Here is a 23,594-nt window from a genome sequence, read left to right on the forward strand (position 1 = left end):
AGTTCTTTTTTATGTTTTAATCTTGAATTTTGGATTGTGCTAAGTACACATTACATTAAAAGCAAGTAGTAGAGCCTCCATCATCAATGGTCCAACCATTATCTCCTTGAAGGATGTCTATTCTTGCCGTTATAGTTTCCGGATCATCGCAAAAGTTCTTGTCAAGGGCTCCCAAGGTTATACCGTCCGGAATGTTGTCATTCCCCAAACTGGCCCAGCCCCTTAGCGTGGCACTATAATTTAAGGTGCTCATACCGCTTTGTTGAAACATTCCAAACATACTTACAATACTTCCAATGTTCCATACGCCTAAATCCTGATTGAACGAGGTTGCCCTCCTGAACATATTTAGCATCTGAGCCACATTATCCACTTCCCATCCACTAATATCTTGATTAAATGAAATGGCATCTGTAAACATATTATCCATGTGCGTTACCTTTAGTACATTCCAATTGCTAATGTCTTGGTTAAAGCTTGAGGCTTCTCTAAACATAGCAGTCATAATCGTCACATTGCCAACATCCCAACTGCTTAAATCTCCATTAAAATTAGTCGCTCCACCAAAAACTCCTATCATATCAACCACATTTCCTACTTCCCATTGACTCAGGTCCCCATTAAATGCGATTGCATTGTAAAACATTAAAGCCATTGTTTCTGTCTGTGTTAAATCTGGCAAATCCGAAGCGCTAAAGCTCTCTAAATTCGTACAATTAAAAAATGCATACGCCATAGATTGCCACTGTTGGCTACCCCATTGCACCACATCCACCAAGGCTTCTTGGCTTAAAACATCTGATTCACTCATATCTAATGCTGGGAACTGCCCATTGATGGCCACTGTATAGGTGTCAGCGTTTTCATAGACATGTGAAGGACTTTCGTTAGTTGTAATCTGTTCTATAGTGCCGTCTCCCCAATCTATGGTATAGTCGTATCCATCGAAATTAGAATTTGTACCGATAATCAATTCCTGTCCATCGGTTTCCACATTCCAAGTAGTGATAAAGGAAGCTGGGTCGTCAAAAATATCACCATCGTCCAATACGTTTATGGTCACGGTGATTTCCACCGTATTGACCCCGTCGCTGATGCTTACCACAATCGTGTGTTGCTCCGAGGTTTCAAAATCCAAACTTTGTCCTTCTGCCAAAACAATTTCACCATTGTTGGTCACCGCAAACAAGCCGTCTTCATCTTCTATAATTTCATAGGTCAATGGTTCTCCTTCGGGATCAACTGCCTCGAGGACACCAATGAGCTCTCCTTCAGGTAGCGTTTCAATAATGTCATCAAAAATCTTATCCTCGGCTATGGGCGGCAAGTTTTCGGGCGGGGTAACCTTTATGGTTACACTTCCCTTTCTGCCCACAACCCCATCGTGGACATACACATCCAGAACATGTTCTTCTTGGTCTGTATTACTCAACTTTTTACCTGCTGCCAAGAACAGGTTCCCATTTTTGGCTACTTCAAATAGCCCACTGGCTTCCTGTACCAAGGAAAATTCTAAGGCATCTTCGTCCTTATCCGTCGCCTGGATTACGCCAATCAATTGGCCGTCGGGAAAATTCTCCGGAACGGTAAAGGTTTGGCTGGGCACCACGGGTGCATTGTTGATCAAAACGGAATCCGGTTCGTTGGGCTCACAAGACCAAAAAACCACGAACGAAACCATGATCAGAAATAAAAATCTAGCTTTCATACTTATATATTTTGAAGGCTAAGGTCTACAATGCCATTGAATTTTTTGGGTGCCAATTGACGGATGCCCCTTCTGATCTGACGGATGCCCTTTCTGATCTGACGGATGCTTTTTTTGGGGTATCGATTTTAGGGGTGGGATTTGGAAAATTGGATGGAAGGAAAAAGACAGGAGACAAGAGAAGGGAGACGGGAGACATCAGACATCAGACATCAGACATCAGACAAAAGAAAATGGTTTAGCAGGGAGTTTGCGGTCTGGGCTCTTTATTAGAATAACGGAACAGGAAAACAGTCAACTTGAAACCAGAAACTCGTAACCAACAAAACTAAATATACAAAGACGGGCTGTTCTTCACTTTAGGGAAACAAAGGAGGAAAGAGACAATGTTTTAGCAGAGAGTTCGTGGTCCAGACCCGATTATTCAAAGTGGAACAGGAAAACAATAAACTTGAAATCAGAAACTCGTAACCAACAAACCTAAATATGCACCGATGGGCTGTTCTTCACTTCATTGATGACAAAGGAACTCTGTGTATTGCCAATATTTGATATGGCCGTGAGCTTGGTCAGCATAAACTCCCGGTAGCTTTTCATGTCCTTCACATAAATCTTGAGTACATAATCATAATCCCCGCCTACGTGAAAGCACTCGGAGACCTCCTTGAGTTTTAAGATCTCTCGCTCAAATTTTAGCACGTTTTCCTTGGTATGCTGAACCAAACGAATTTGGCAAAGTACCATAAAATCACGTCCCACCTTTACCTTATCCACCAAGGCCGTGTATTGGGTAACGACCCCATTGCGTTCCAATCGACGAATGCGTTCGTAGACTGCAGTTTTGGATAAATACAATGCATCTGCATATTGCTTCGTAGTTTTTTTACTGTCCGCTTGGAGCAGTCGAATCAGTTCAATATCAATGTTATCCAGTTTCATTCCGACGAATTTTCTAGCAATATTCGCTAAATTGACACAATTTGGAACAATTTCCTAAAATATACTTAAAAAAAGACTTTGATTCTTCATTTGTAAAATACCATTGACAATGGGTCCCTATATCGCTACTTTTATCAAAAATGATACATTATGGACTACAAGGCATCAGAACACATTCAGGACCTTCAATATTTTGGTGAATTCGGGGGCGTAAACCCTTCCATATCAGATTCATCTACCTACACTTTTCTATCGGCTAAGACTATGTTCGATACCTTTGAGGGCAATACGGAAGGTTGCTATTTGTACAGTCGCCACTCCTCCCCTTCCAACCTATATTTAGGCGAGGCCATGGCACAATTGGAAGGGACGGAATCTGCCAACGTATATGCCAGCGGCATGGGAGCCATCACCGCAGTACTCTTGCAGCTTTGTGATTCGGATGACCATATTGTATGTAGCCGAACCATTTACGGGGGCACCTACGCCTTCCTGAAAAACTTTGTGAAGAAATTCAATATCAAAGTTTCCTTTGTGGACATTACCGATTTGGAAACGGTAAACAAATCCATTACCCCAAAAACCAAATTGATTTACTGCGAGGCTGTGAGCAATCCACTGTTGGAAATTGCAGATATCCCCTCGCTTTCCAAAATCGCCAAGAAAAATGGCGTGCCCTTGGTGGTTGACAATACATTTTCACCCCTTACCATCAACGCTGCACAACTGGGTGCGGACATTGTGGTGCACAGTCTCACCAAGTTCATCAATGGGAGCAGCGATTGCGTTGCGGGTGCCGTTTGCGCCTCTACCGATTTTTGCTTGAGCCTTAAGGATGTGAACAACGGGGCAGGTATGCTTTTAGGAAGTACCTTGGATAGTTTGCGGGCGGCATCCATCTTAAAGAATATGCGCACGTTGCACATTCGAATCAAAAAACACAGTGAAAATGCCCATTATTTAGCCCAACAATTTGAAAAGGATGGTCTTAAAGTGGTCTATCCCGGGTTAGAAAGTCACCCCGGTCATGAGTTGATGAAATCCCAAATGAACCATGAATATGGTTTTGGGGGTATGCTGACCTTGGACGTGGGTTCTGTGGAACGCGCCAATGCCCTTATGGAACTGATGCAACAGGAAAAACTGGGCTATTTGGCCGTAAGCCTCGGTTTCTACAAGACCCTTTTCAGTGCGTCGGGCACATCCACCTCTTCTGAAATACCTGAGGAGGAACAACAAGAACTTGGGCTTTCCCAAGGACTTATACGATTCTCCATCGGTTTGGACAACGATATCCGAAAAACCTACACCACCATGCGAAGCTGTATGGAAAAACTGGATATTTTGTCTCTCGATACAAGTTTGGCCTAAGGGTATATTGCAACGGTTTGCACAACAAGGTGCAAAATCGTAATATTACCTTTTAACAAACTCAGACCAACATGCCGAACCCAAAGGAAGAACCAAAGTTTAGGGAAGACGAACATATTGTAGAAAACAAAGAACTCTCCATTGCAGAAGCATTGATACCCGTTTTTGCCCTCGTGGCGATGCTGGCCTACAATGTTTTTGTTTTTGGGGATGACGCCCTAAGCGGTTCTAACCAATTCATCCTTTTAATGGGCGGAGCAGTCGCTGCCATTGTCGGTATTTTCAACAAGGTATCCTACGAACAGATGATTGCCGAAGTGGCCGAGAACGTGAGGTCCACCACCGGTGCCTTGCTCATCCTTTTAATGGTGGGTGCCCTATCCGGAACATGGTTGGTCAGCGGAATTATTCCCGCGATGATCTATTATGGGCTACAAATCTTGAACCCAACCATATTTTTAGCGGCGAGTGTCATTATTTGTGCCATTATCTCCATTGCCACGGGCAGTAGCTGGACCACAGCCGCCACCGTAGGCATTGCTTTGATCGGGATTGGTGACGCTTTGGGCATATCACTCGGGATGACGGCAGGTGCCGTGCTTTCTGGAGCCTACTTCGGGGATAAGATGTCCCCCTTAAGTGATACGACCAACTTAGCTCCGGCGATGGCCGGAGGGGACTTGTTTTCCCACATTCGCTACATGACCTATACCACGGTCCCGACCATTGTAGTAACCTTAATTGTCTTTATCATTATCGGCTTTACGTTGGATACCTCTGGTGTTGCCGATACCAGTTCATTATTGAACAATATTGGGTCTACCTTCAACATCAACGGATGGTTGTTCATTGTACCCTTGGCCGTCATCGGAATGATCGTAAAAAAAGCACCACCATTAATGGCTCTATTGGTGGGAACTTTGTTGGGCGGCCTCTTCGCCCTTATTTTTCAACCGGATATTGTGGCCAACATTGGCGGAGGAACTGCACTCAACTTTGAAACAGGCTACAAAGGCATTTTAAATGCGATAACCGTAGATACCGAGATTGCCACCAGCGACCCAGCCTTGAACGATTTGTTCTCTTCCGGGGGAATGTCCGGTATGCTAGGCACCATCTGGCTGATTGTTTGCGCCATGGTATTTGGAGGTATTATGGACGGTATTGGTGCTTTAGAGCGTATCACGGAGTCCCTGCTAAAATTGGCCAAGACCACTTTTGGACTGTTCGCCAGCACGGTGGGCAGTTGTTTGGCATTGAACGTTACCGCTTCCGATCAGTATCTGGCCATTGTAGTGCCCGGAAAAATGTTTGCCAAAGCATATGAGGAGCGTGGGCTGGCTCCAGAAAACCTGAGCCGTTCGCTAGAAGATTCCGGGACCGTAACTTCTGTTTTGGTGCCTTGGAATACCTGTGGGGCTTATCACAGTGGGGTTTTGGGCGTTGGTGTTGGCGAGTATGCGCTCTATGCCATTTTCAATTGGTTGAGCCCGTTCATGACTTTGTTGTTTGCCGCATTTCGAATCAAGATCAAGCAACTGGCCAATACTGCGGCTGAATAAATTTTAATACTACTTTTTTAAATAAGCCACATTCTTTGAGAAGTTCTCAATGTGACTAGCTCATATTTGTGACAACCTTAATAATGACAACGTTTTTTTAGCACATAGTCACAGCTTATCCAGTCATAAGAAATAGAAATTTTTAAGTTGGTGTAAGCCATCAAACCGCCCTATTTTTGCAGCTCGAATTTTATAAAAACATCCAATAAATGACTTTAGTAGGAAGAAAATTTCCAAGTATTGAAGTAAACGCTATCGACGAATTGGGCGATACGTTCAAAATCAACATTGTAGAAAAAGCCAAGGCCGAGAACAAGAAAATTTTGTTGTTCTGGTACCCAAAAGACTTCACTTTTGTATGTCCTACCGAGCTTTTTGCATTTCAACAAAACCTAGCCGAGTTCGAAAAACGAAATACCATCGTCATTGGAGCTTCCTGTGATACGGCGGAGGTGCATTTTGCATGGTTGAACACGGAAAAGGACAATGGCGGTATCGAAGGCGTTTCATACCCACTTGTATCTGACAGCAACCGAAACTTGGCCAGCGCATTGGGCATCTTGGACATTATGAAGGAGGATTTCAACGAAGAGACCAACTCTGTTGTGGTAGAAGGCGACAATGTAACCTACAGGGCCACCTATTTGATCGATGAGGAAGGAACGGTATTCCATGAAAGCATCAACCATATGCCCTTGGGAAGAAATGTGAAGGAATTTTTGCGTTTGGTAGATGCCTATACCCACGTACAGGAAAAAGGCGAGGTTTGTCCTGCCAACTGGGAAGAAGGAAAGGAAGCCATGAATGCTGACAGAGCAGGTGTTTCCGAATATTTGGCCAATCACGTAAACTAGTGTCCCATGGTAGTAGAATTGGATAAAGACAATTTGAGCGAGGTCATTGCCAACAACGAGAACGTAGTGGTACAGTACAGTGCGTCTTGGTGTGGCAATTGCCGAATAATGAAGCCAAAGTTCAAAAAAGAAGCCACTTTGAACGAGAACGTAACCTTTGTAATGGTCGATGCAGAAAAATTTCCGGAATCCAGAAAACTGGCCAATGTGAACAACTTGCCCACATTTGCCGCTTTTTCCAAAGGAAGCCTAAAAAATCAGGTGCAGACCAACAAATATGATGTTTTAAAAGACTTGATCCATGAAGTTGCCCATAATTAAGCAATTGGTCAATTTTGCCGAGGAGCATGACGAGGATTATTTGCAGGAAACTGCGGACACCTTGGAGAATGTATGCGAGGTTGCAAGCCTCAAAGACGAGGAGTTGGACATGATCGGGGAACTGATCTCCAATTTGTACGGCGCCCTTGAAGTCTCGAACGAGATCAAAAATGGCACTCCCAAAAAAGAAGCCCTTAACGGTTTTATGTCCAGGGTTCTCGGCTCCATCGATAAGTAACGGACATTATTGTAAACGTTGAAATAAGAACCTTCCCGTAACAGACTTCGGGAAGGTTTTTTTAGTATTTTTGATTCCAAATCAAAACTGCGACTATGGCAACTGTAACATTAAAAGGAAACGAATTGCATACCTTGGGAAACCTTCCCGGTAACGGCACCCAAGCACCCAACTTTACATTGGTCAAAAATGACCTGTCTACGGTAGAATTGTCCGACTACAAAGGACAAAAAGTAGTGTTGAACATCTTCCCAAGTATCGACACGGGAACCTGTGCCCAATCCGTGCGACAATTCAATCAGGAAGCAGCGGAACTGAGCAATACCAAAGTGCTTTGTATTTCCAAAGACCTGCCTTTTGCCCAAGCCCGTTTTTGTGGAGCGGAGGGTATCGATAAGGTGGAAACCCTATCTGATTTCAGGGACGGGAACTTTGGAAAATCCTATCAGGTAGAGTTTACCGATGGGCCATTGCAAGGACTGTTGTCCCGTTCCGTGGTAGTCGTCAACGAGGCTGGTGAGGTGGTCTACACCGAGCAAGTAGCCGAAACCGTGGACGAACCCAATTACAAAGCAGCCTTAGAAGCATTGATGGATGCCTAAAGAATCTTTTTTTAAAAACCGTGTAAAAAGCGTAGGATATGCCCTTAAGGGCATGTTCCTATTGCTGCGGACCGAGTCCAGCATCCAAATTCAATTTGTGATCGCTATTGTGGTTACCGCTTTCGGTTTTTATTTTGAGATTTCCCAAACAGAATGGACCATACAATTATTGGCCATAGGCATGGTTATGGGTGTGGAAGGTGTTAATACGGCCGTGGAGAAAATCTGTGATTACATCCAACCCAATCTGGACCCCAAAATTGGTTTGATAAAAGATATTTCCGCTGGAGCCGTAATGATAGTGTCCATCTTAGCCAGCATTATAGGGTTGATCATCTATATCCCAAAAATCTTTTAGCAAAATCCAACACAAGGAGTAGCAACGTAAATTTGTAACTTAGCCCCGCTTAAACAGAATTGATGGCCAAAAAAAGGACAAAATCAAAAACCAAGAAAACTACCTATGCCCCAAAAAAGGTCTCGTTCAAGCTTTCCAAGCAGAACAAGATCATCTTTGGTAGTCTTTTGATCGTTCTGAGCATTGCGCTTTTCTTCTCTTTCATGTCGTTTTATTTTACTTGGCAGGAAGACCAAAGCATGTTGTCCCAATTTGCTGACCGCAATGCCCAAGCAAGTAACCTATTGAATAAATTCGGGGCCAATGTAAGCCACTTTTTTATGTACAAGGGCTTTGGTCTGGCTTCATTCGTGTTTCCTTTTTTGTTGGCTGTAACTGGACTTTATTTGTTTCTGGGACTGGAGCTTAAAGGTTTGATATCCAAATGGATTTGGGGATTGGTAGGCGTTATTTGGGGATCGATTGCCCTAGGGTTCTTTGCCGCTGACTTTCCTTTGTTGGGCGGTCTTGTGGGTTACGAAATGAATGATTTTCTTCAAGATTATACCGGTAAAATTGGGGTCTTCCTGATCTTGCTTTTTATGTTGATGGTAATTTTGGTGCGCCTGTTCAATTTTACCCCCGAAGGTTTTGCCAACTTCTTCCGCAGACAAAAACGACAGATTACATCGGAACTCAGTGACGGGGACACTTCAAATATAACCGCAGCACCCTCCGCGGATGATGAGGATAACATAGTGCTGACCACAGAAGAAACGGCACCGGAAAAAATAGATACGTATACCCATAAGAAAGATATACCACCTTTGGATGAAGCTGGGCTCGACGTGAATATTCCCGAAGAGGAAGAATCGGACATCGACCTAAAAGTGGAGACAACCCCGGTTGAGGAAGAGGAAGAAACCGACGCCAAAGCGGCCAAATTGGTAGAGGATTTTGGTGAATTCGACCCCAAACTGGAGCTGGGCAACTACAAGTTTCCCCAACTGGACCTCTTGGACGCACACGGTGCATCGGGCGGCATCACCATCAACCAGGAAGAACTGGAAGAAAACAAGAATCGTATTGTCAGCACCCTCAAAAATTACAAGATCGGGATTGCACAGATCAAGGCGACCATTGGACCCACGGTCACACTTTATGAGATTGTTCCTGAAGCTGGTATCCGGATTTCCAAGATCAAAAACTTGGAGGATGATATCGCGCTTTCCCTAGCGGCCTTGGGAATCCGTATCATAGCTCCCATTCCCGGAAAGGGAACCGTGGGTATCGAAGTGCCCAACAAGAACGCAACCGTTGTTTCCATGCGTTCGGTTATCGCATCCAATAAGTTCCAAAAGGCCGAAATGGAACTGCCCATCGCCTTTGGAAAAACCATCAGCAACGAAACCTTTGTAGTGGACTTGGCGAAAATGCCCCACTTGCTCATGGCCGGTGCCACCGGACAAGGTAAATCTGTGGGATTGAATGCTGTGATTACCTCCTTGCTCTATAAAAAGCATCCGGCAGAGGTGAAATTTATCTTTGTCGACCCCAAAAAGGTAGAGTTGACGCTTTACAACAAAATTGAACGTCACTTTTTGGCCAAGTTGCCCGATTCCGATGAGGCCATCATTACGGACAACACCAAAGTGATCAACACCTTGAACTCGCTCTGTATCGAAATGGACAACCGGTACGAGTTGCTCAAAACCGCCATGGTTAGAAACATCAAGGAATATAACGCCAAATTTAAGGCCAGAAAGCTCAACCCGAACGATGGGCACAAGTTCCTCCCCTACATTGTACTGGTGATAGATGAGTTTGCAGATTTGATCATGACCGCGGGCAAGGAAGTCGAAACCCCCATTGCCCGATTGGCGCAATTGGCACGTGCCATCGGTATTCACTTGATCATTGCTACGCAAAGGCCATCCGTAAATGTTATTACGGGAATCATAAAGGCCAACTTCCCAGCTAGAATTGCGTTTCGGGTGACTTCAAAAATAGATTCCAGAACCATCCTGGATGCCCAAGGTGCGGACCAGCTCATCGGTCGCGGGGATATGCTGTACACCCAAGGCAATGACGTAACCAGGCTTCAATGCGCCTTCGTGGATACCCCAGAAGTAGCCAAGATTACCGACTATATTGGGTCGCAACGGGCCTACCCCGAAGCGCACCTACTGCCAGAATATGTAGGCGAAGAATCTGGCACAAGTCTTGATAATGATATTGAGGACAGGGATGCCATGTTCCGAGAAGCTGCCGAGGTTATCGTGACCGCACAGCAAGGTTCGGCCTCCCTCATCCAGCGAAAACTGAAATTGGGGTACAACAGGGCCGGTAGGATTATCGATCAACTGGAAGCTGCAGGTATTGTAGGGCCTTTTGAAGGCAGCAAGGCACGGCAAGTGTTGGTTCCCGACATGTACTCCTTGGAACAATTATTGGAAAATGAAGCAAAGTAACATCATGAAGAAAAAAAACATCCTATTTGTAGCCTTGTTTACCGTTGGAATCCTTTCCTACGGACAAAATTCGGACAAGGCAAAGGCACTGTTGGACGAAGTGTACAACAAAGTGCAGAGCTACGATAATATTTATATTGACTTTCAGTCTGTTTTGGAGAATACGGAAGCCGATCTAAAGCAAGAAACCAACGGAAACGTTACCCTTCAGGGTGAAAAATATCTGCTGAACTATTTTGGGGCCAAGCAATTGTATGATGGCAACAAAGTGTACACAGTGGTTCCCGAAAATGAGGAAGTCACCATTGAGGACGTGAACGAGGACAACGATACGGTGAGTCCTTCCAAAATGCTGACCTTTTACAAAACAGGCCATAATTACCAATGGGATATTCTACAAAATGTGGGAGGCAGAAAAATCCAGTATGTCAAGCTGATTCCCATTGATTCCAATACGGAGATCAAATCAATACTTTTGGGTATAGATGCACAGACCAAGCACATCTACAAACTGATCCAAACCGGAAACAATGGTACCAAAACCACCATTACCGTTAATTCTTTCAAAACCAATCAGCCCATATCGAGCACACTCTTTACCTTTGATGAGCAAAAATACGAGGACAAAGGGTACTACATCATAAGAAATTAAGCATTGAAAATACTTGACCAGTATATACTAAGAAGATTTCTATACAACTTCTTCAGTTCCTTTTTCATCCTGATCGTCATATTCATTTTTCAAGGGATATGGCTGTTCATCGATGACTTGGCTGGAAAGGGGCTGGGCATGGTAATCATTGGCAAGTTTATTTTCTATTTTATTCCCACTTTGGTCGACAAGGTGCTGCCCCTTACGGTACTCCTGTCCTCCATCCTTACCTTTGGTACTTTCGCGGAAAACTATGAGTTTGCGGCCATGAAAGCATCAGGTATATCCCTGCAACGAGGGATGCGGAGCTTGATTGTTTTTGTGCTCTTTCTTGGATTGGTGACCTTCTTTTTTGCCAATGATGTAATTCCAAAATCGGAACAAAAAATGTTCAACCTGAGGCGGAATATTGCCAAAGTAAAGCCTGCAGCCGCCATTACGGAGGGTGTTTTCAGTGATTTTGAAGGAACTGCCCAAGGAATGAACATAAAAGTGGACAGAAAATATGGCGAGCAGGACCGCTTTCTGGACAATGTCATCATCCATAAAAAAACAAACCAAAACATCAACAATACCGTCATTAAGGCAAAAACAGGTGAGTTGATCAGTAGTGAGGAGTCCGACATTATCCAATTGGTGCTCAAAGATGGCAATTACTACGAAGAGGTGATTCCGCAAAAGGCAGCGGAACGGCGAAAGCATCCATTTGCCAAGTCCAATTTTGACACCTACACCATCAATATCGACATTTCTGAATTGAACGATCAGGATTTGGAAGAAGACCAAAACATCACCACCAACAAAATGAAAAATGTGGGGCGCCTTATCAAGGATATTGACTCCCTTCGGGAAAACAATCTCGAAAAAGTGACGGCCTTCTCCAAAAACGTGGTCAACCGCATGGGAGCCTTCCCCGTGGAACCCAAAGTAGATTCCTTGGAACTTATTGTCCCAGAAAAGAAAACAGAGATTCAACAAGATACCATCCGCGACATTGATGTGTTTATTTCAAGTTTGCAACAATGGGAACAACTGCAGGTAGTTAAAAAAGCGCAGAACGAAGTGACCAGCATTCTGAGTACGGTAAACGCCAAAAAGGATGAGTTGCAAAGCCGTTATAAATTTTACAACAGCCATATTTTATCGCTGCATCAAAAGTATGCGCTTGCACTTTCCTGCATTATCCTGTTTTTTGTGGGTGCACCATTGGGGGCCATCATCCGTAAAGGAGGACTTGGACTGCCCATGGTAGTGGCCATTATCCTATTCTTGGCCTATTATTTTATTGGGGTGTTTGCCGGCAACTACGCCAAGGAAGGCAATATTCACCCAGCGATAGGCGCTTGGCTGCCCACCATGATTATGTTACCACTGGGCATATCGCTTACCCGACGCGCAACCGCAGATAAAGGATTGATAGGCTTTGGTCATTTTATCGACCGTATTAAAGCATTGTTTAAAAGGAAAAATAAAGAAGCAGAGGACGAATGATCTCCAACGAAAACAACATACAACTGAACACCATTGAAGAAGCCATTGCCGACATTAGGCGAGGCAAAGTGATTATTGTGGTGGATGATGAAAACCGGGAGAACGAAGGTGATTTTTTGGCCGCTGCCGAACTGATTACACCTGAAACCATCAATTTTATGGCCACCCATGGCCGTGGACTCATCTGCACTCCCCTAACCGAGGGCCGTTGCAAAGATTTGGGACTACATAAAATGGTGAGCCATAATACGGACCCGCTGGAAACCGCCTTTACTGTGTCGGTAGATTTGCGCGGCAATGGGGTTACCACGGGCATTTCTGCCGGTGATAGGGCCAAAACCGTGATTGCGCTCACTGACCCCTCGACCAAACCGCATGAATTGGCCCGACCTGGGCACATATTTCCCTTGATTGCCAAGGAAGGTGGAGTGCTCCGCCGAACGGGACACACGGAGGCTGCCATTGATTTTGCTCGTTTGGCCGGACTGCAACCCGCGGGAGTGATCGTGGAAATTATGAACGAGGATGGTTCCATGGCGCGTTTGCCCCAGTTGATGGAGGTGGCCAAAAAGTTCGACCTTAAGATCGTGTCCATCGAGGATTTGATTGCCTACCGCATGGAGCACGATAGCCTGATAGAACTCAAGGAAGCCTTTACCATCAATACCCGATTTGGTGAATTTCGGCTCAGGGCGTATCAACAGACCACAAACGACCAAGTCCATATCGCGCTGCTGAAAGGCAAATGGAGAAGTGGTGAGCCTGTGCTGACCCGTATCAATTCTACTTTGGTGAACAACGATATGCTGGGCACTTTGACCAATAATCCTGATGAAGCATTGCAACGGATGTTCGATGCGCTGAACAAGGAGGAGAAAAGTGCGATGATTTTTATAAGTCAAGAAAATCAATCCATGAACTTATTGAGCCGATTGTCCGAGTTTAAAAAACTGCAGGGCGACGGGGTTACCAAGGCACCTAAAGTGGAAATGGACAACAAGGATTTTGGTATCGGCGCACAGATTTTGCACGACATCAATATTTCCAAAATACGCTTGCTCACCAATTCTGCACAAACCCGACGTGTAGGCATGGTAGGCTATGGCTTGGAAATCGTGGAGTACGTAAAGTATTGATTCAACGGTTCAACATCACGAAGCTAGCTGCGATTGACAGCAGACCACTTATAATGCTGCCTTGATGGCATCGACCATTTGCTTGGCACGTATTTTAACCTCTTCTTCGTTCCATCCCAGTTTGATCAAACACGAAATATTTCGGGACATCCATTGGTCGGATTCGGAAAAATCAGCTTTGCCGTAATCGGGCAAGGATTCTACTACATCTTTGGGCAATTTGCCCAGCGACCTCCTATCGGTTAGGTGTTCCCATTTTCTGTAGTAGTGCCAATTATTGTCGAACCAATAAAAACAGCCGTCCACTCCAGCTTCAATCAGTTCTTGGTGTGCTATTTGTGCCAATTCCCCCGAGGGCATAAAAAAGTTGAGAAAGGAGTAGTTCTCCTCTCCCCCTTCGGGCAGGGTTCTAAACACGACTTCTGGAATCTGGGACAGGGCTTCCCGCAATAGGGTATAATTCCGTTTTTGTTTGGCCAAAAAATCATCCAAACGCGCCAATTGGGCCACCCCTACGGCTGCATTCATCTCGGAAATACGAAAGTTGTACCCTAAAAACGGATGTTCCTCCGCCCCCCTATTGTTTCCGATGTGGTCATGACCATGATCGGAGTATTTGTGGGCATTTTCATAATACGCCTTATTGTTGGTAATTAACGCCCCGCCTTCTCCACAGGTAATCGTTTTTACATAATCGAAGGAGAAACAACCCAAATCGCCGATACTGCCCAAGGGCTTTCCGTGGTAGGTCCCTCCGATGGCCTGACAGGCATCTTCGAGCAACAAAAGATCGTTGGCCTCGCAAATGGCCTTCAACGCATTTAAATCTGCCATGGAGCCGCACATGTGCACGGGCATCACCACTTTGGTTTTTGGAGTGATGGCTTTCTCGACCGCTTCGGGTTTCAGGGTTAGGGTGTCATCAATATCGACCAGTACCGGAACAGCTCCCAGGGCCAAAATGGACTCGAAACTGGCCACAAAGGTAAAGGTGGGCATGATCACTTCATCCCCAGCACCAATACCAGCACTGGCCAAGGCCACGGTAAGAGCCGCAGTTCCACTGCTCACGGCATGGGCATATTGGGTCTGCATGCGTTTTGCCAAACCTTGTTCGAGTTCCAAGGCCTTCCAATGTCCGTTGCGCATGGCATCAAAACCGTAGCGCATCAGCACTCCGGAATCCAATACGTTTTGCACTTCCATTCTTTCCTTATCCCCAAAAAGTTCAAATCCTGGCATATATCAATTTAAATTTTTAAAAAAACCATAGTTTGATGGCCATTGCCACTACGGCCACGACCAAAAATGTTTTGATGAACCCATCCCCCTTTTTTACGGAGAACCTACTGGCGAACCATGCGCCTGACCCATTCCCGATGGCAAGGATAAAGCCTAATTTCCAGTCTATCTTATCGTTGAACGCAAAAACGGCCAAAGCTGCCAGCATATATACAAATACGACCGCGACTTTGGTAGCGTTGGACCGAACTAGGTTCATTCGATTAAAGTAATGCAAAAAAAGCATCATTAAAAATCCTAGTCCTGCATTGATGAATCCCCCATAAATCCCGAAAAAGAAAAAAACGATCAAAGCAACCCACAGGTATTTGCCCGTAAGTCGTTCTTGCATCTCCTCCAACCGCATCTTTGGCTTGAAAATAATAATCAGCACCACGGCAATCATAACGATGGCCAAAATCCGATTAAAGGTTTCCCCATCAATATCAACAGCAATATAGGCTCCGATTATAGATCCTAAAAAGGCCGCAATACCCAAGTACAGATTGAACGGAAAGGTGGAAACACCCTTGCTGCGGAAACCGGCCGTTCCCAAAGCGGTCTGGACTACAATGGCCACCCGGTTGGTTCCGTTGGCCACAGCCGGTGGCAAACCCAAAAAGATGAGCGTGGGCAAGGAAAGTAAGGAACCGCCCCCCGCCACGGTGTTGATAAACCCTACTGCAAAACCTACAGCAATCAATAGCAAATAGTGGTACCATTCGAGCATAGTGGCAAAGGTATGACCATTGTTTTGATCGGCCTTAATGGTTTCAACATCTTTTAAAGGATCCGCACACCTTTTGCTTCTCCAGATGTTGCTGAAATTATTGATTTATCAAAATACGGCCTTTAAAAATGCGATTATGTTAATTTTCACTACTTTAGAGTAACCTTAAAATTCAAAATCATGAAAAAAATCGTTTTAGTTGCGCTAACTACGTTGTTAGGATTCTCCTTTGCCCAAGCACAAGGTGATTTTAACGCAGGAATCCATGCAGGCTTGCCTGTCGGGGATGCCGGGGACTTTTCAAGCTTTGCCATCGCGGTGGAATTGGGCTATTTATTTGATGTTTCCGACGAATTCAAAGTGGGCCCAACCTTGGGCTATTCCCATTCCTTTGGGAAAGAAATCGATACGGGAATCGGTACCGTTGATGTTGATGATGTGCAGTTCCTACCTATCGCAGCCGCCGGGCGATTTCAAATTTCTGATCAATTTTCACTGGGAGCCGACCTTGGTTATGCTCTTGGTATCAGCGATGGAAATGATGGAGGCTTTTATTATTCCCCAAGAATGGCCTATTCTGTATCAACAGCCCTGGATTTAGTATTGGCGTACAGGGGCGTTTCTTTGGATGGTGGTAGTTGGGATATTCTTTCATTGGGATTGGAGTTTGACCTAGACTAAAAAGCTAAGAGCAATATTTTTTTAAATCCGGTATATGAGAATATATCGGATTTTTCTTTTCGGACAACAATAAACAAAAAAGGTCTTTTGGGATAAGAAAAAGCTTTATATATTTGCACCCGCTTAGGAGGAATGGCAGAGTGGTCGAATGCGGCAGTCTTGAAAACTGTTGAGGGTCACACCTCCGGGGGTTCGAATCCCTCTTCCTCCGCTGAGAAACAACATCTCAATACATTAAACCCTGTAAATCAATAATTTACAGGGTTTTTTATTTTTTATGATATCAAATAATATCATTTGAAACCATACTTAATAGTGCCCCTTTCGGTGCCCCCTATAGCAACTTCAAAAAGGGGCACCTAATCGCTTATATTATTCTGTTTATCAAGTATTTACAACAAACTCCTTTTAAATTTTTTTTCATAATTTCAAGGTGTTTAATGTTAAATTAGGTGCCTCTTATGGTTTCTCTTCTATTCTATCTCAGGAAATATAAAAAAGATCGTGTTGGCCGGTCAACTATTTATGTCAGAATTACAATTGATGGCAAGCGTTCAGAATTCAGTACTGGACGCAAGATACACCCCAGTATATGGGACGCGGCGTATGGCAAAGCAATAGGTTTTTCCCAGGAAATAAGGCTCTTGAATTCGTATTTAAGCAAAATACGCACTGACCTTTACCGACATGCGGAGATAGTGAGAGATCGAGATCAAACACTTACCGCGGTGTCACTTAAGGAGTCCTATTTGGGATTGGACAAGCCCAGTAAAATGCTTTTGGAGATATTTCAAGAACACAATGACAGAGTTAATGAACTGGTAGGAAAAGATTTCGCCCCCGGTACAGCAGAACGATACAGAACAGCAAAAAGTCATCTGGCTGAATATTTACAGATCGAACTTCGAAAAAAAGATATACCCGTTGTGGATGTGGATCATTCCTTTATTTCCGGTTTCGAATATTATCTAAAGACGAAAAGAAAGTGCAGCCATAACACGGCCATCAAATATGTGGTGAACTTTAAAAAGATCATTCGAATTGCCTATGCGAATGGTTGGATCAAAACAGATCCTTTTGCTAATTGGAAAGCTCGATTAAAAACGGTCGAGCGGGAATTCCTAACCGATGAAGAACTACAACGACTAATGCACCATTCTTTTACTAATGAACGATTGGAGCATGTAAGAGATTGTTTTGTTTTTTGCTGTTTTACAGGATTGGCCTATGCAGATGTAAAAAAATTGACACATGACGATTTTGTGATAGGGATTGACGGAGATCTTTGGATCAACACCAAACGTACCAAGACAAAAACAAAAAGTAACATTCCCGTTCTTCCCACTGCATTGATGATTCTTGAAAAATATGAGCACAGTCCGTTACTTGTAGATAAAAAGGTGTTACCAGTATTGACCAACCAAAAAATGAATGCCTATTTAAAGGAAATAGCGGACCTTAGCGGTATCAACAAACACCTGACCACTCATTTGGCCAGACACACTTTTGCGACAACGGTAACTCTTTCCAATGGTGTCTCCATTGAATCGGTAAGTAAAATGTTGGGGCATAAATCACTTCGAACCACACAACATTATGCGAAAATATTGAACCGAAAAGTCAGTGAGGATATGCAACTGTTAAAAAAGAAGTTGAGCTTCCAGGAAAAAGTCAAGTCAAAGAATGCTTAATCTCATTGTATTAAACTATTATCCATAACTTGTTCTGTGAATTCAACTTAAATTTATGGCAATTGGGAAGCACTCAGTTTACCCAAAAATTTGAAAGGTTGCTATATCATTTTAACCTTGAGTTTAGTGCCTTATGCAGATACTTTCGTGGTAAGTCCAATCATTCAATGAATGAAAGCATTTGGTTATGAATTCTTATCAAAATTTGTAACCTAGAAATAAAACACAGAAAAATGCATTAATATTTCCACCTTGGCAAATAACCCCTTAGCTGCACTTATTCTTCATTTGGTTTCCATATTATGATTAATTGAATTATTGAGCCAAGTATCAGCATAAATATCAACTCAACGTTCAAAAGTAGCTTCCCCGCCCCTGAGTAATGTCTGGACGGAACAAGTGATGTTGATTCATCATGAACGGTCTCCAACAAGCCCTCTATCTTTTCCAAAATCTGGTCCAACAGGGTTTTTAATTCACTTTTATTCAAAAGAATTTCATCATTCCTCAAACCAGAAGCTTCCAAGTTTGATAAAGTGTTGTAATGACCCTTTATTTTGTTGATTTCCATAGATGCCAAATGAGATAATTTAATCGCATCAATATTCAACAGCAACTTCTCTATTTCTTCATTGGTGTATGTACTTGAAGAAGTGCGTGAAGAATCAAGAGAGCATTTTTTTAAGCTAAAATTGCGGTAAAGTTCATTCAGGTTGTATTGCGCCAGATGCTTTTGTTCACTATCATACAGGATTTTTGAAAAATACCCGTGGTCGAGCCGATTTGTAAATAGCACCAAGACAAACACAAAAAGTATCGAAATAATCAGCTTTAAATTAAGTTTGCTCATTTTTCCCATGGCTTCTGTTCTTTAAATTGGTTTAGGTTTCCATATAAAGACCCCTTGTCGTTTCCTTGATTCCCTCCATCATTAGCAAATTCTCGGACCAAATTCAATATATCCGTCATCCGGAGAATCGCAATACACAAAATTCAGTGTTTACATATGGGAATTTTATTGATTATAGTTTTGAAACAGTTGATTTCCACTTTAAAATTCACTCCATTCACAAACCCCAAAAAGAGAAGATGAGCCAAGCCGGCACATTAATCATTTTCTATGTCCTGGCTCATAAATGAGCCTCAAAAATGTGCTGAATCTTTCATTGTCTCTGCTGATTGGCACGCCTGCAACAATCCCTATCAAAAGATTGTCCATGATTCCAAGTCTCATTTGTGGTCTAATTGTCATATCGAAATAATCTGTTCCAACATTTTTGTTCAATTCAATGCCAATGAAATTTCTTGTTCCACTGATCATATAGTGAAAATTGGAATTGATCTGCCAATTTGTTTCGACCAAACCATTTGAGAAATGGTGAAGGAATTGTGGGCCTGTGTATAGCAATGAATGGAAGTTTGAGCCCCAGCGCTTAGCTACAATGTAAAAGGGGTTGTAAACGTTGCCTGTGAAGAGCTGTTCTGTTCCATAATTTACAAACTCGGTCAGCTCTAACTCATGGATATATCCAATTGCCATACTCGTATTGAATTTTTCAGATACGAAGAAAGAATACTGTCCCGCGATTTTCAGGCTATTGAGTTTACTGGACGGGGCATTTCCATTCATCCCTGAAGGGTAAATGGAAAACGGCAATTCCACTTCCAGGCCCAATCTGTCCAAAGGCGCCCACTCATATTCCACCAAGGCTTCGTATTCATCGTATACGCTTCTATCCGTAATTCCAAACCCCACGTTCCATTCCTTTTCACCTTTTCTAGCTCCCAAATCCCGGATTAAGTCAATATAAAGTGGTTCTGCATGCAGTATTTTTACTGGTGCTTGTTTCTCTATTTCATCGATGTATACGCTATCCTGTTCTTTCTTTTCTGGATTCTGTGCTTTCACACCTAGGATTGCTATCATTAAAAGAACAATCGTCAATCTCATGTTTTTATATTTATGGTAATTAAATCTTCAATGTTGTCATTGGTCTTGACCATTGAATAGTCAGTCTGTCAGTAAATTGTAAAACCCAACTTCCCAATGGAAGAAGAATAGCTGACGTCAAATTTTGCCATTCAATGACATCGGATAGTTTTTACAACAACAAAATGACGTTGGTTATGGAATTACAATCAAGAACGAAAGACCTTTTGGATAAGGTTGTACAGTCCAGACTTTTGTCTTTGGGTATTGTGATCTACTTCCTTTTCAATTTTGACCCTTTGGACCTCAGGAACCGTCTTAATTATCAAATCGACAGGGTCAAAAGTATCATCGTGTGAAAAATCCAAAAATCCTTTTTGGGGAACCACTGCTGTTTGAATTTGATGATGGACTCTAAAATTATCGAAAGCAAGTGAGTTTACACCTGTGAACAGTTCTGTATAAATGGAGCTGATGTTCCTAAAATACTTTCTCACAAGATCGTCCTTTGCTCGGGCAAAATGCTCATCCCTATGTTCGGTAATGATTTTTACAGGAGAGAACCAATAAAGCTCGGAGCTCCAGAGTGGCAAATGATATGGATAGACCAATAAAACATCGATGATTTCGTCCGGGTACATTTTAAAGGCTTCTTCAGCTATTTTTAGTGATTGTGCGCTGAGGTCTGTGGGAATCAAAACTTTTCTCATAATGTGTTTTTTGATTTTGACCACAAGAATAGCCAGTGAACATTAAAGGGAAGTAAGAAAGGGATTAGAATCACATTAAAATTTCAACGGGCTATTTCATAACCAAGGAAAATGTTGGGCAATTCAACATATACTATAGTACCCATTCCCAACTTGGAATCTATCCGCATTGTACCTCCATGAAGCCGAACTATTTTTCCGGAAAGGGAAAGACCAAAACCAAAACCTTTAAAAGTTCTTGCATTGGAGCCCCTGTAGAATGGTTCAAATACACTTTTAAGATCTTTTTCAGGTATTCCAATACCTTTATCTTCTATTTTGACCATTATGATTCCTTCTTCCACGTGGATACCGATATCAACCTGACCATCCATCGAATACTTAAGCGCATTATCCAGAATGTTCATAAACGCAATGGTGATAAGACTTTGGTTTCCTTTGAAGACAAGGTCGTCAGCATTTTTGGGCAGATTTTGGAAACAGTAATTGATCCGACTGGACATAACTTTGTCAAAGTTGGACTTTAAATCCATTAATATCTCGTCAATCCGAATCATATCAATTTTGAGGCCTTTGGAGTCTTGGTCCGTGTAGGCCAAATTGAAGAGGGAATTAAGGAGGTTGTTAAGCCTGTTTGCCTCCGTTTCTATAGCTTTCAATGCCAAGATATATTCCTCCTTGTTTCTGGAATTGGCAAGAGCTGTCTCTGCCTGTCCTATAATGGCCGTCAATGGGTTTTTGAGCTCATGTGATGCATTTTGGACAAAATTGTTCTTCATTTCAAAAGAAGTTTCCAATCTGTCCAACATATTGTTGAAAGTCTGTGTCAAGTCGGAGAGCTCTCCTTTTCCACGAACCTTTTCGAGTCTTAGGTTTAAGTTTTCCGCCCTTATCGTGTTTACTTTCCTTATAATTTTAGAAATAGGGCTTAGCGCCTGTTGTGCAAAATATTGGCCCAAAATGGATATAAAGACCATACTTATCAAAAAGGCTACAACGAGAATATCCCTGAGATTTTCCAATTTTCCGGAACCATAGAGGTCCTTGGCGGACATCAAAACCATAAAATCCCCTTGATTATCATTATAGAGCAAACCCGTGTGGTAGAAGTCGCCCAGCTTCGTTTCCGCATACTTCTCCTCAAATACTTTTTGCAAGAACTGACTTGGAAAATTGGCTTTAAGCTCTTTTGGAGGAATACCGCTTTCGGTGTCCACAGGATAGATAACTTCTTTTTCATCAGGAAGTGTCTGCAAATGCCTAAGTCTGATCGCTTCATAGATTTCGATCGTGACTTCATCTTTTTCAAGATAAACTTGGGCAGCGATAGTTGCCCTTTGGCTAAGCCTTAAGTAGAACTCGTTTTCTGTATATTCCTTGGCAAAGAAGTAAATGGAAAGGAATATCACGATTTGGAGCAAGCCTGTCAGTAGGATAAATATTATTGTGATTCTAGTTTTTAGTGGCATGAGCGCTTCAAATATTATTCCCTGATGACATAACCCATACCAATGACGGTTTGGATTAATTTGTTGTCAAAATCTTTATCGATCTTGTTCCGTAAATAGTTGATATATACATCAACGACATTGGTGGCCATATTAAAATTGATGTCCCAGACACTTTCCAAAATGTCAACACGGCTCGACACCCTATTTTTGTTCTTCATCAAGAACTCCAGCAAACGAAACTCTGTGGTGGTAAGCTTGATTTCAATCCCACCTCTCTTGACTATTTTAGTATTTGAGTCCAGTTCCAAATCTTGAACAATTATTTTGCCGCCAATTTTTATGTCTATATTGCTTCTTCTTGTCAAAGCCCGAATTCGTGCCAACAATTCTGAAAACTTAAAGGGTTTGACCAGATAGTCATCAGCACCGGAATCCAGTCCCTGTACAATGTTCTCGGTAGTACCCAAAGCTGTTAACATAAGTATAGGGGGCGCACTCTCCCTTTTTTTAATCTCTCTCGCTATTTCCCTTCCATCCATTCCTGGTAGGATAATATCAAGTAACACCAAATCGACCGTGTTTTGGTTCAAAAGTTCAAAGGCCATATTACCATCATATGCCAATAAGGTTGTGTAACCGGTATCTTCTAGTCCTTGCTTGATAAAGATTGCAACATTATGCTCATCCTCTATCACTAATATGTTTTTTGGCATACCTTATTCCGAATTATCATTGAAAATTAGAAGGTTAAAAATAGTTTTTTATGCAGCTAACAAATGAAGGTTTTTTTTCCATTTTATTGATTCTTTAAAATTAGAGAATTTGAGTTGGTTAAAGATTTCTTTAACTGAAAATATCATGACCCTAAGATTTTGTCATCTCCCAAATCTTACTCCAAATTTAGCGCACGGATCCTGGCCTATTTTTGCAGTGTTCGGGAAGATAAGCGTACAGCAAAAATAGGATAGGGCGCTGTCCTACTTTTTGCCATTTTCTTCCAACCATTTTTGGTAGAGTTCCTTTGCCTGTGGGCTCTCATCAAGGAATGCCCCATAATGTCCCATCACACTGTCCTGTCCTTTGATATATGCCGCCTCTTCTTTCTTTGATATCCTTGATATCTGATATACCGAATAACCAAGCACCAAAAGGACACACACCAACAATCCCCAGAACAGTTTTATGGCCCAACTGGGCAACAGAAGGGACTTCTCCACCTTCTGGAGGATTCTTTCCATCAATCTTTGCTGTTCCTCAATGTTGGTTTTTTGATTGTTGCCGTACTCCTTTAGAAGAGCATTTAACTCGCTGGTATCTGGCCTTAATGGAAGGCCTTTCAAATTTTCATGCGCCTTTTCCAATCGGCCGATGCTCTTCTCAAAGCCGTTGATTTCCTCGGTCAACAGTTCCGCGATTTCATCCAGTTTTGCCATGTTGT

At 42.8% G+C, this 23,594-nt stretch carries 24 protein-coding genes, 1 tRNA gene and 1 pseudogene; 16 read left to right on the forward strand and 10 right to left on the reverse strand.

Going from position 1 to position 23,594, the window contains the following annotated elements; genetic code table 11:
- Positions 1-55: 55 nt before the first annotated feature.
- Positions 56-1,708 carry a BspA family leucine-rich repeat surface protein gene (locus ABNE31_RS12045; protein ID WP_349351311.1) on the reverse strand — a complete coding sequence of 551 codons (1,653 nt, stop codon included), beginning with the start codon at positions 1,706-1,708 and terminating at the stop codon, positions 56-58.
- A gap of 11 nt (positions 1,709-1,719) precedes the next feature.
- On the opposite strand from ABNE31_RS12045, the gene ABNE31_RS12050 reads away from it, so the two are divergent.
- On the forward strand, positions 1,720-1,950 hold the full coding sequence (locus ABNE31_RS12050) for a hypothetical protein (protein ID WP_349351312.1): 231 nt from the start codon (positions 1,720-1,722) through the stop codon (positions 1,948-1,950).
- A 238-nt stretch (positions 1,951-2,188) separates the two neighbouring features.
- Here the strand turns inward: ABNE31_RS12050 and ABNE31_RS12055 are convergent, their stop codons facing one another.
- The gene (locus tag ABNE31_RS12055; RefSeq protein ID WP_349351313.1) at positions 2,189-2,647 is read right to left on the reverse strand and encodes an Lrp/AsnC family transcriptional regulator; all 459 of its coding nucleotides are present in this window, start codon (positions 2,645-2,647) and stop codon (positions 2,189-2,191) included.
- A gap of 150 nt (positions 2,648-2,797) precedes the next feature.
- On the opposite strand from ABNE31_RS12055, the gene ABNE31_RS12060 reads away from it, so the two are divergent.
- The 11 genes from ABNE31_RS12060 to ribB all read left to right on the forward strand — a co-directional run bounded on the left by ABNE31_RS12060 (position 2,798) and on the right by ribB (position 13,682).
- Positions 2,798-4,018 (forward strand): aminotransferase class I/II-fold pyridoxal phosphate-dependent enzyme, encoded by a 1,221-nt coding sequence (locus ABNE31_RS12060; RefSeq protein ID WP_349351314.1) that lies wholly within the window; start codon positions 2,798-2,800, stop codon positions 4,016-4,018.
- 71 nt (positions 4,019-4,089) lie between these two features.
- Positions 4,090-5,580: a Na+/H+ antiporter NhaC gene (gene nhaC, locus ABNE31_RS12065; protein WP_349351315.1), complete on the forward strand. Its 1,491-nt coding sequence runs from the start codon at positions 4,090-4,092 to the stop codon at positions 5,578-5,580.
- Positions 5,581-5,789: 209 nt separating this feature from the next.
- Entirely contained in the window at positions 5,790-6,434 is a 645-nt protein-coding gene (locus ABNE31_RS12070; RefSeq protein ID WP_179383833.1) for a peroxiredoxin, read from the forward strand.
- A gap of 6 nt (positions 6,435-6,440) precedes the next feature.
- The gene (locus ABNE31_RS12075) at positions 6,441-6,755 is read left to right on the forward strand and encodes a thioredoxin family protein (protein ID WP_349351316.1); all 315 of its coding nucleotides are present in this window, start codon (positions 6,441-6,443) and stop codon (positions 6,753-6,755) included.
- On the forward strand, positions 6,736-6,993 hold the full coding sequence (locus ABNE31_RS12080; protein WP_349351317.1) for a hypothetical protein: 258 nt from the start codon (positions 6,736-6,738) through the stop codon (positions 6,991-6,993). Before ABNE31_RS12075 ends, ABNE31_RS12080 begins: the two co-directional genes overlap by 20 nt.
- Positions 6,994-7,088: 95 nt before the next feature.
- Entirely contained in the window at positions 7,089-7,595 is a 507-nt protein-coding gene (tpx, locus tag ABNE31_RS12085; protein WP_179383835.1) for a thiol peroxidase, read from the forward strand.
- Positions 7,588-7,953: a diacylglycerol kinase family protein gene (locus ABNE31_RS12090; protein WP_293287774.1), complete on the forward strand. Its 366-nt coding sequence runs from the start codon at positions 7,588-7,590 to the stop codon at positions 7,951-7,953. The genes tpx and ABNE31_RS12090 overlap by 8 nt, the downstream gene beginning before the upstream one ends.
- Before the next feature lie 62 nt (positions 7,954-8,015).
- Complete coding sequence (locus ABNE31_RS12095; RefSeq protein WP_349351318.1) at positions 8,016-10,403, forward strand: DNA translocase FtsK; 2,388 nt, start codon at positions 8,016-8,018, stop codon at positions 10,401-10,403.
- Between the two features lie 4 nt (positions 10,404-10,407).
- Positions 10,408-11,055, forward strand: coding sequence for an outer membrane lipoprotein carrier protein LolA (locus ABNE31_RS12100; protein WP_293282461.1), 648 nt, complete (start codon positions 10,408-10,410; stop codon positions 11,053-11,055).
- 3 nt (positions 11,056-11,058) lie between these two features.
- On the forward strand, positions 11,059-12,546 hold the full coding sequence (locus ABNE31_RS12105; protein WP_179383839.1) for an LptF/LptG family permease: 1,488 nt from the start codon (positions 11,059-11,061) through the stop codon (positions 12,544-12,546).
- Positions 12,543-13,682: a 3,4-dihydroxy-2-butanone-4-phosphate synthase gene (ribB, locus tag ABNE31_RS12110; protein WP_179383840.1), complete on the forward strand. Its 1,140-nt coding sequence runs from the start codon at positions 12,543-12,545 to the stop codon at positions 13,680-13,682. Before ABNE31_RS12105 ends, ribB begins: the two co-directional genes overlap by 4 nt.
- Positions 13,683-13,730: 48 nt before the next feature.
- Here the strand turns inward: ribB and ABNE31_RS12115 are convergent, their stop codons facing one another.
- Both ABNE31_RS12115 and ABNE31_RS12120 read right to left on the reverse strand, forming a co-directional pair.
- Complete coding sequence (locus ABNE31_RS12115; RefSeq protein ID WP_349351319.1) at positions 13,731-14,924, reverse strand: DegT/DnrJ/EryC1/StrS family aminotransferase; 1,194 nt, start codon at positions 14,922-14,924, stop codon at positions 13,731-13,733.
- A 16-nt stretch (positions 14,925-14,940) separates the two neighbouring features.
- Positions 14,941-15,693 carry a sulfite exporter TauE/SafE family protein gene (locus ABNE31_RS12120; protein WP_306013026.1) on the reverse strand — a complete coding sequence of 251 codons (753 nt, stop codon included), beginning with the start codon at positions 15,691-15,693 and terminating at the stop codon, positions 14,941-14,943.
- Between the two features lie 180 nt (positions 15,694-15,873).
- Here ABNE31_RS12120 and ABNE31_RS12125 point away from each other — a divergent pair, with 180 nt between their 5' ends.
- From ABNE31_RS12125 to ABNE31_RS12140, 4 genes and pseudogenes are all read left to right on the forward strand, one after another.
- The gene (locus ABNE31_RS12125; RefSeq protein ID WP_349351320.1) at positions 15,874-16,374 is read left to right on the forward strand and encodes an outer membrane beta-barrel protein; all 501 of its coding nucleotides are present in this window, start codon (positions 15,874-15,876) and stop codon (positions 16,372-16,374) included.
- A 126-nt stretch (positions 16,375-16,500) separates the two neighbouring features.
- Positions 16,501-16,585, forward strand: a tRNA-Ser gene (locus ABNE31_RS12130).
- Positions 16,586-16,835: 250 nt separating this feature from the next.
- Positions 16,836-17,099, forward strand: a pseudogene (locus ABNE31_RS12135) (Arm DNA-binding domain-containing protein); the annotation flags it as partial.
- 3 nt (positions 17,100-17,102) lie between these two features.
- Positions 17,103-18,065 carry a site-specific integrase gene (locus tag ABNE31_RS12140; RefSeq protein WP_349353049.1) on the forward strand — a complete coding sequence of 321 codons (963 nt, stop codon included), beginning with the start codon at positions 17,103-17,105 and terminating at the stop codon, positions 18,063-18,065.
- 277 nt (positions 18,066-18,342) lie between these two features.
- Here the strand turns inward: ABNE31_RS12140 and ABNE31_RS12145 are convergent, their stop codons facing one another.
- The 6 genes from ABNE31_RS12145 to ABNE31_RS12170 all read right to left on the reverse strand — a co-directional run bounded on the left by ABNE31_RS12145 (position 18,343) and on the right by ABNE31_RS12170 (position 23,589).
- Positions 18,343-18,924 carry a hypothetical protein gene (locus ABNE31_RS12145; protein WP_349351321.1) on the reverse strand — a complete coding sequence of 194 codons (582 nt, stop codon included), beginning with the start codon at positions 18,922-18,924 and terminating at the stop codon, positions 18,343-18,345.
- Between the two features lie 252 nt (positions 18,925-19,176).
- Positions 19,177-19,992, reverse strand: a complete 816-nt coding sequence (locus ABNE31_RS12150) for an HAEPLYID family protein (protein WP_349353050.1) — start codon at positions 19,990-19,992, stop codon at positions 19,177-19,179.
- 212 nt (positions 19,993-20,204) lie between these two features.
- Positions 20,205-20,705 (reverse strand): hypothetical protein, encoded by a 501-nt coding sequence (locus tag ABNE31_RS12155; protein ID WP_349351322.1) that lies wholly within the window; start codon positions 20,703-20,705, stop codon positions 20,205-20,207.
- Positions 20,706-20,788: 83 nt separating this feature from the next.
- On the reverse strand, positions 20,789-22,174 hold the full coding sequence (locus tag ABNE31_RS12160) for a HAMP domain-containing sensor histidine kinase (protein ID WP_349351323.1): 1,386 nt from the start codon (positions 22,172-22,174) through the stop codon (positions 20,789-20,791).
- A 14-nt stretch (positions 22,175-22,188) separates the two neighbouring features.
- Positions 22,189-22,869 (reverse strand): response regulator transcription factor, encoded by a 681-nt coding sequence (locus tag ABNE31_RS12165; RefSeq protein WP_349351324.1) that lies wholly within the window; start codon positions 22,867-22,869, stop codon positions 22,189-22,191.
- Between the two features lie 264 nt (positions 22,870-23,133).
- Entirely contained in the window at positions 23,134-23,589 is a 456-nt protein-coding gene (locus ABNE31_RS12170; protein WP_349351325.1) for a DUF6730 family protein, read from the reverse strand.
- Positions 23,590-23,594 lie beyond the last annotated feature (5 nt).

It is taken from the genome of Flagellimonas sp. MMG031, assembly GCF_040112705.1.
Lineage (GTDB): Bacteria > Bacteroidota > Bacteroidia > Flavobacteriales > Flavobacteriaceae > Flagellimonas.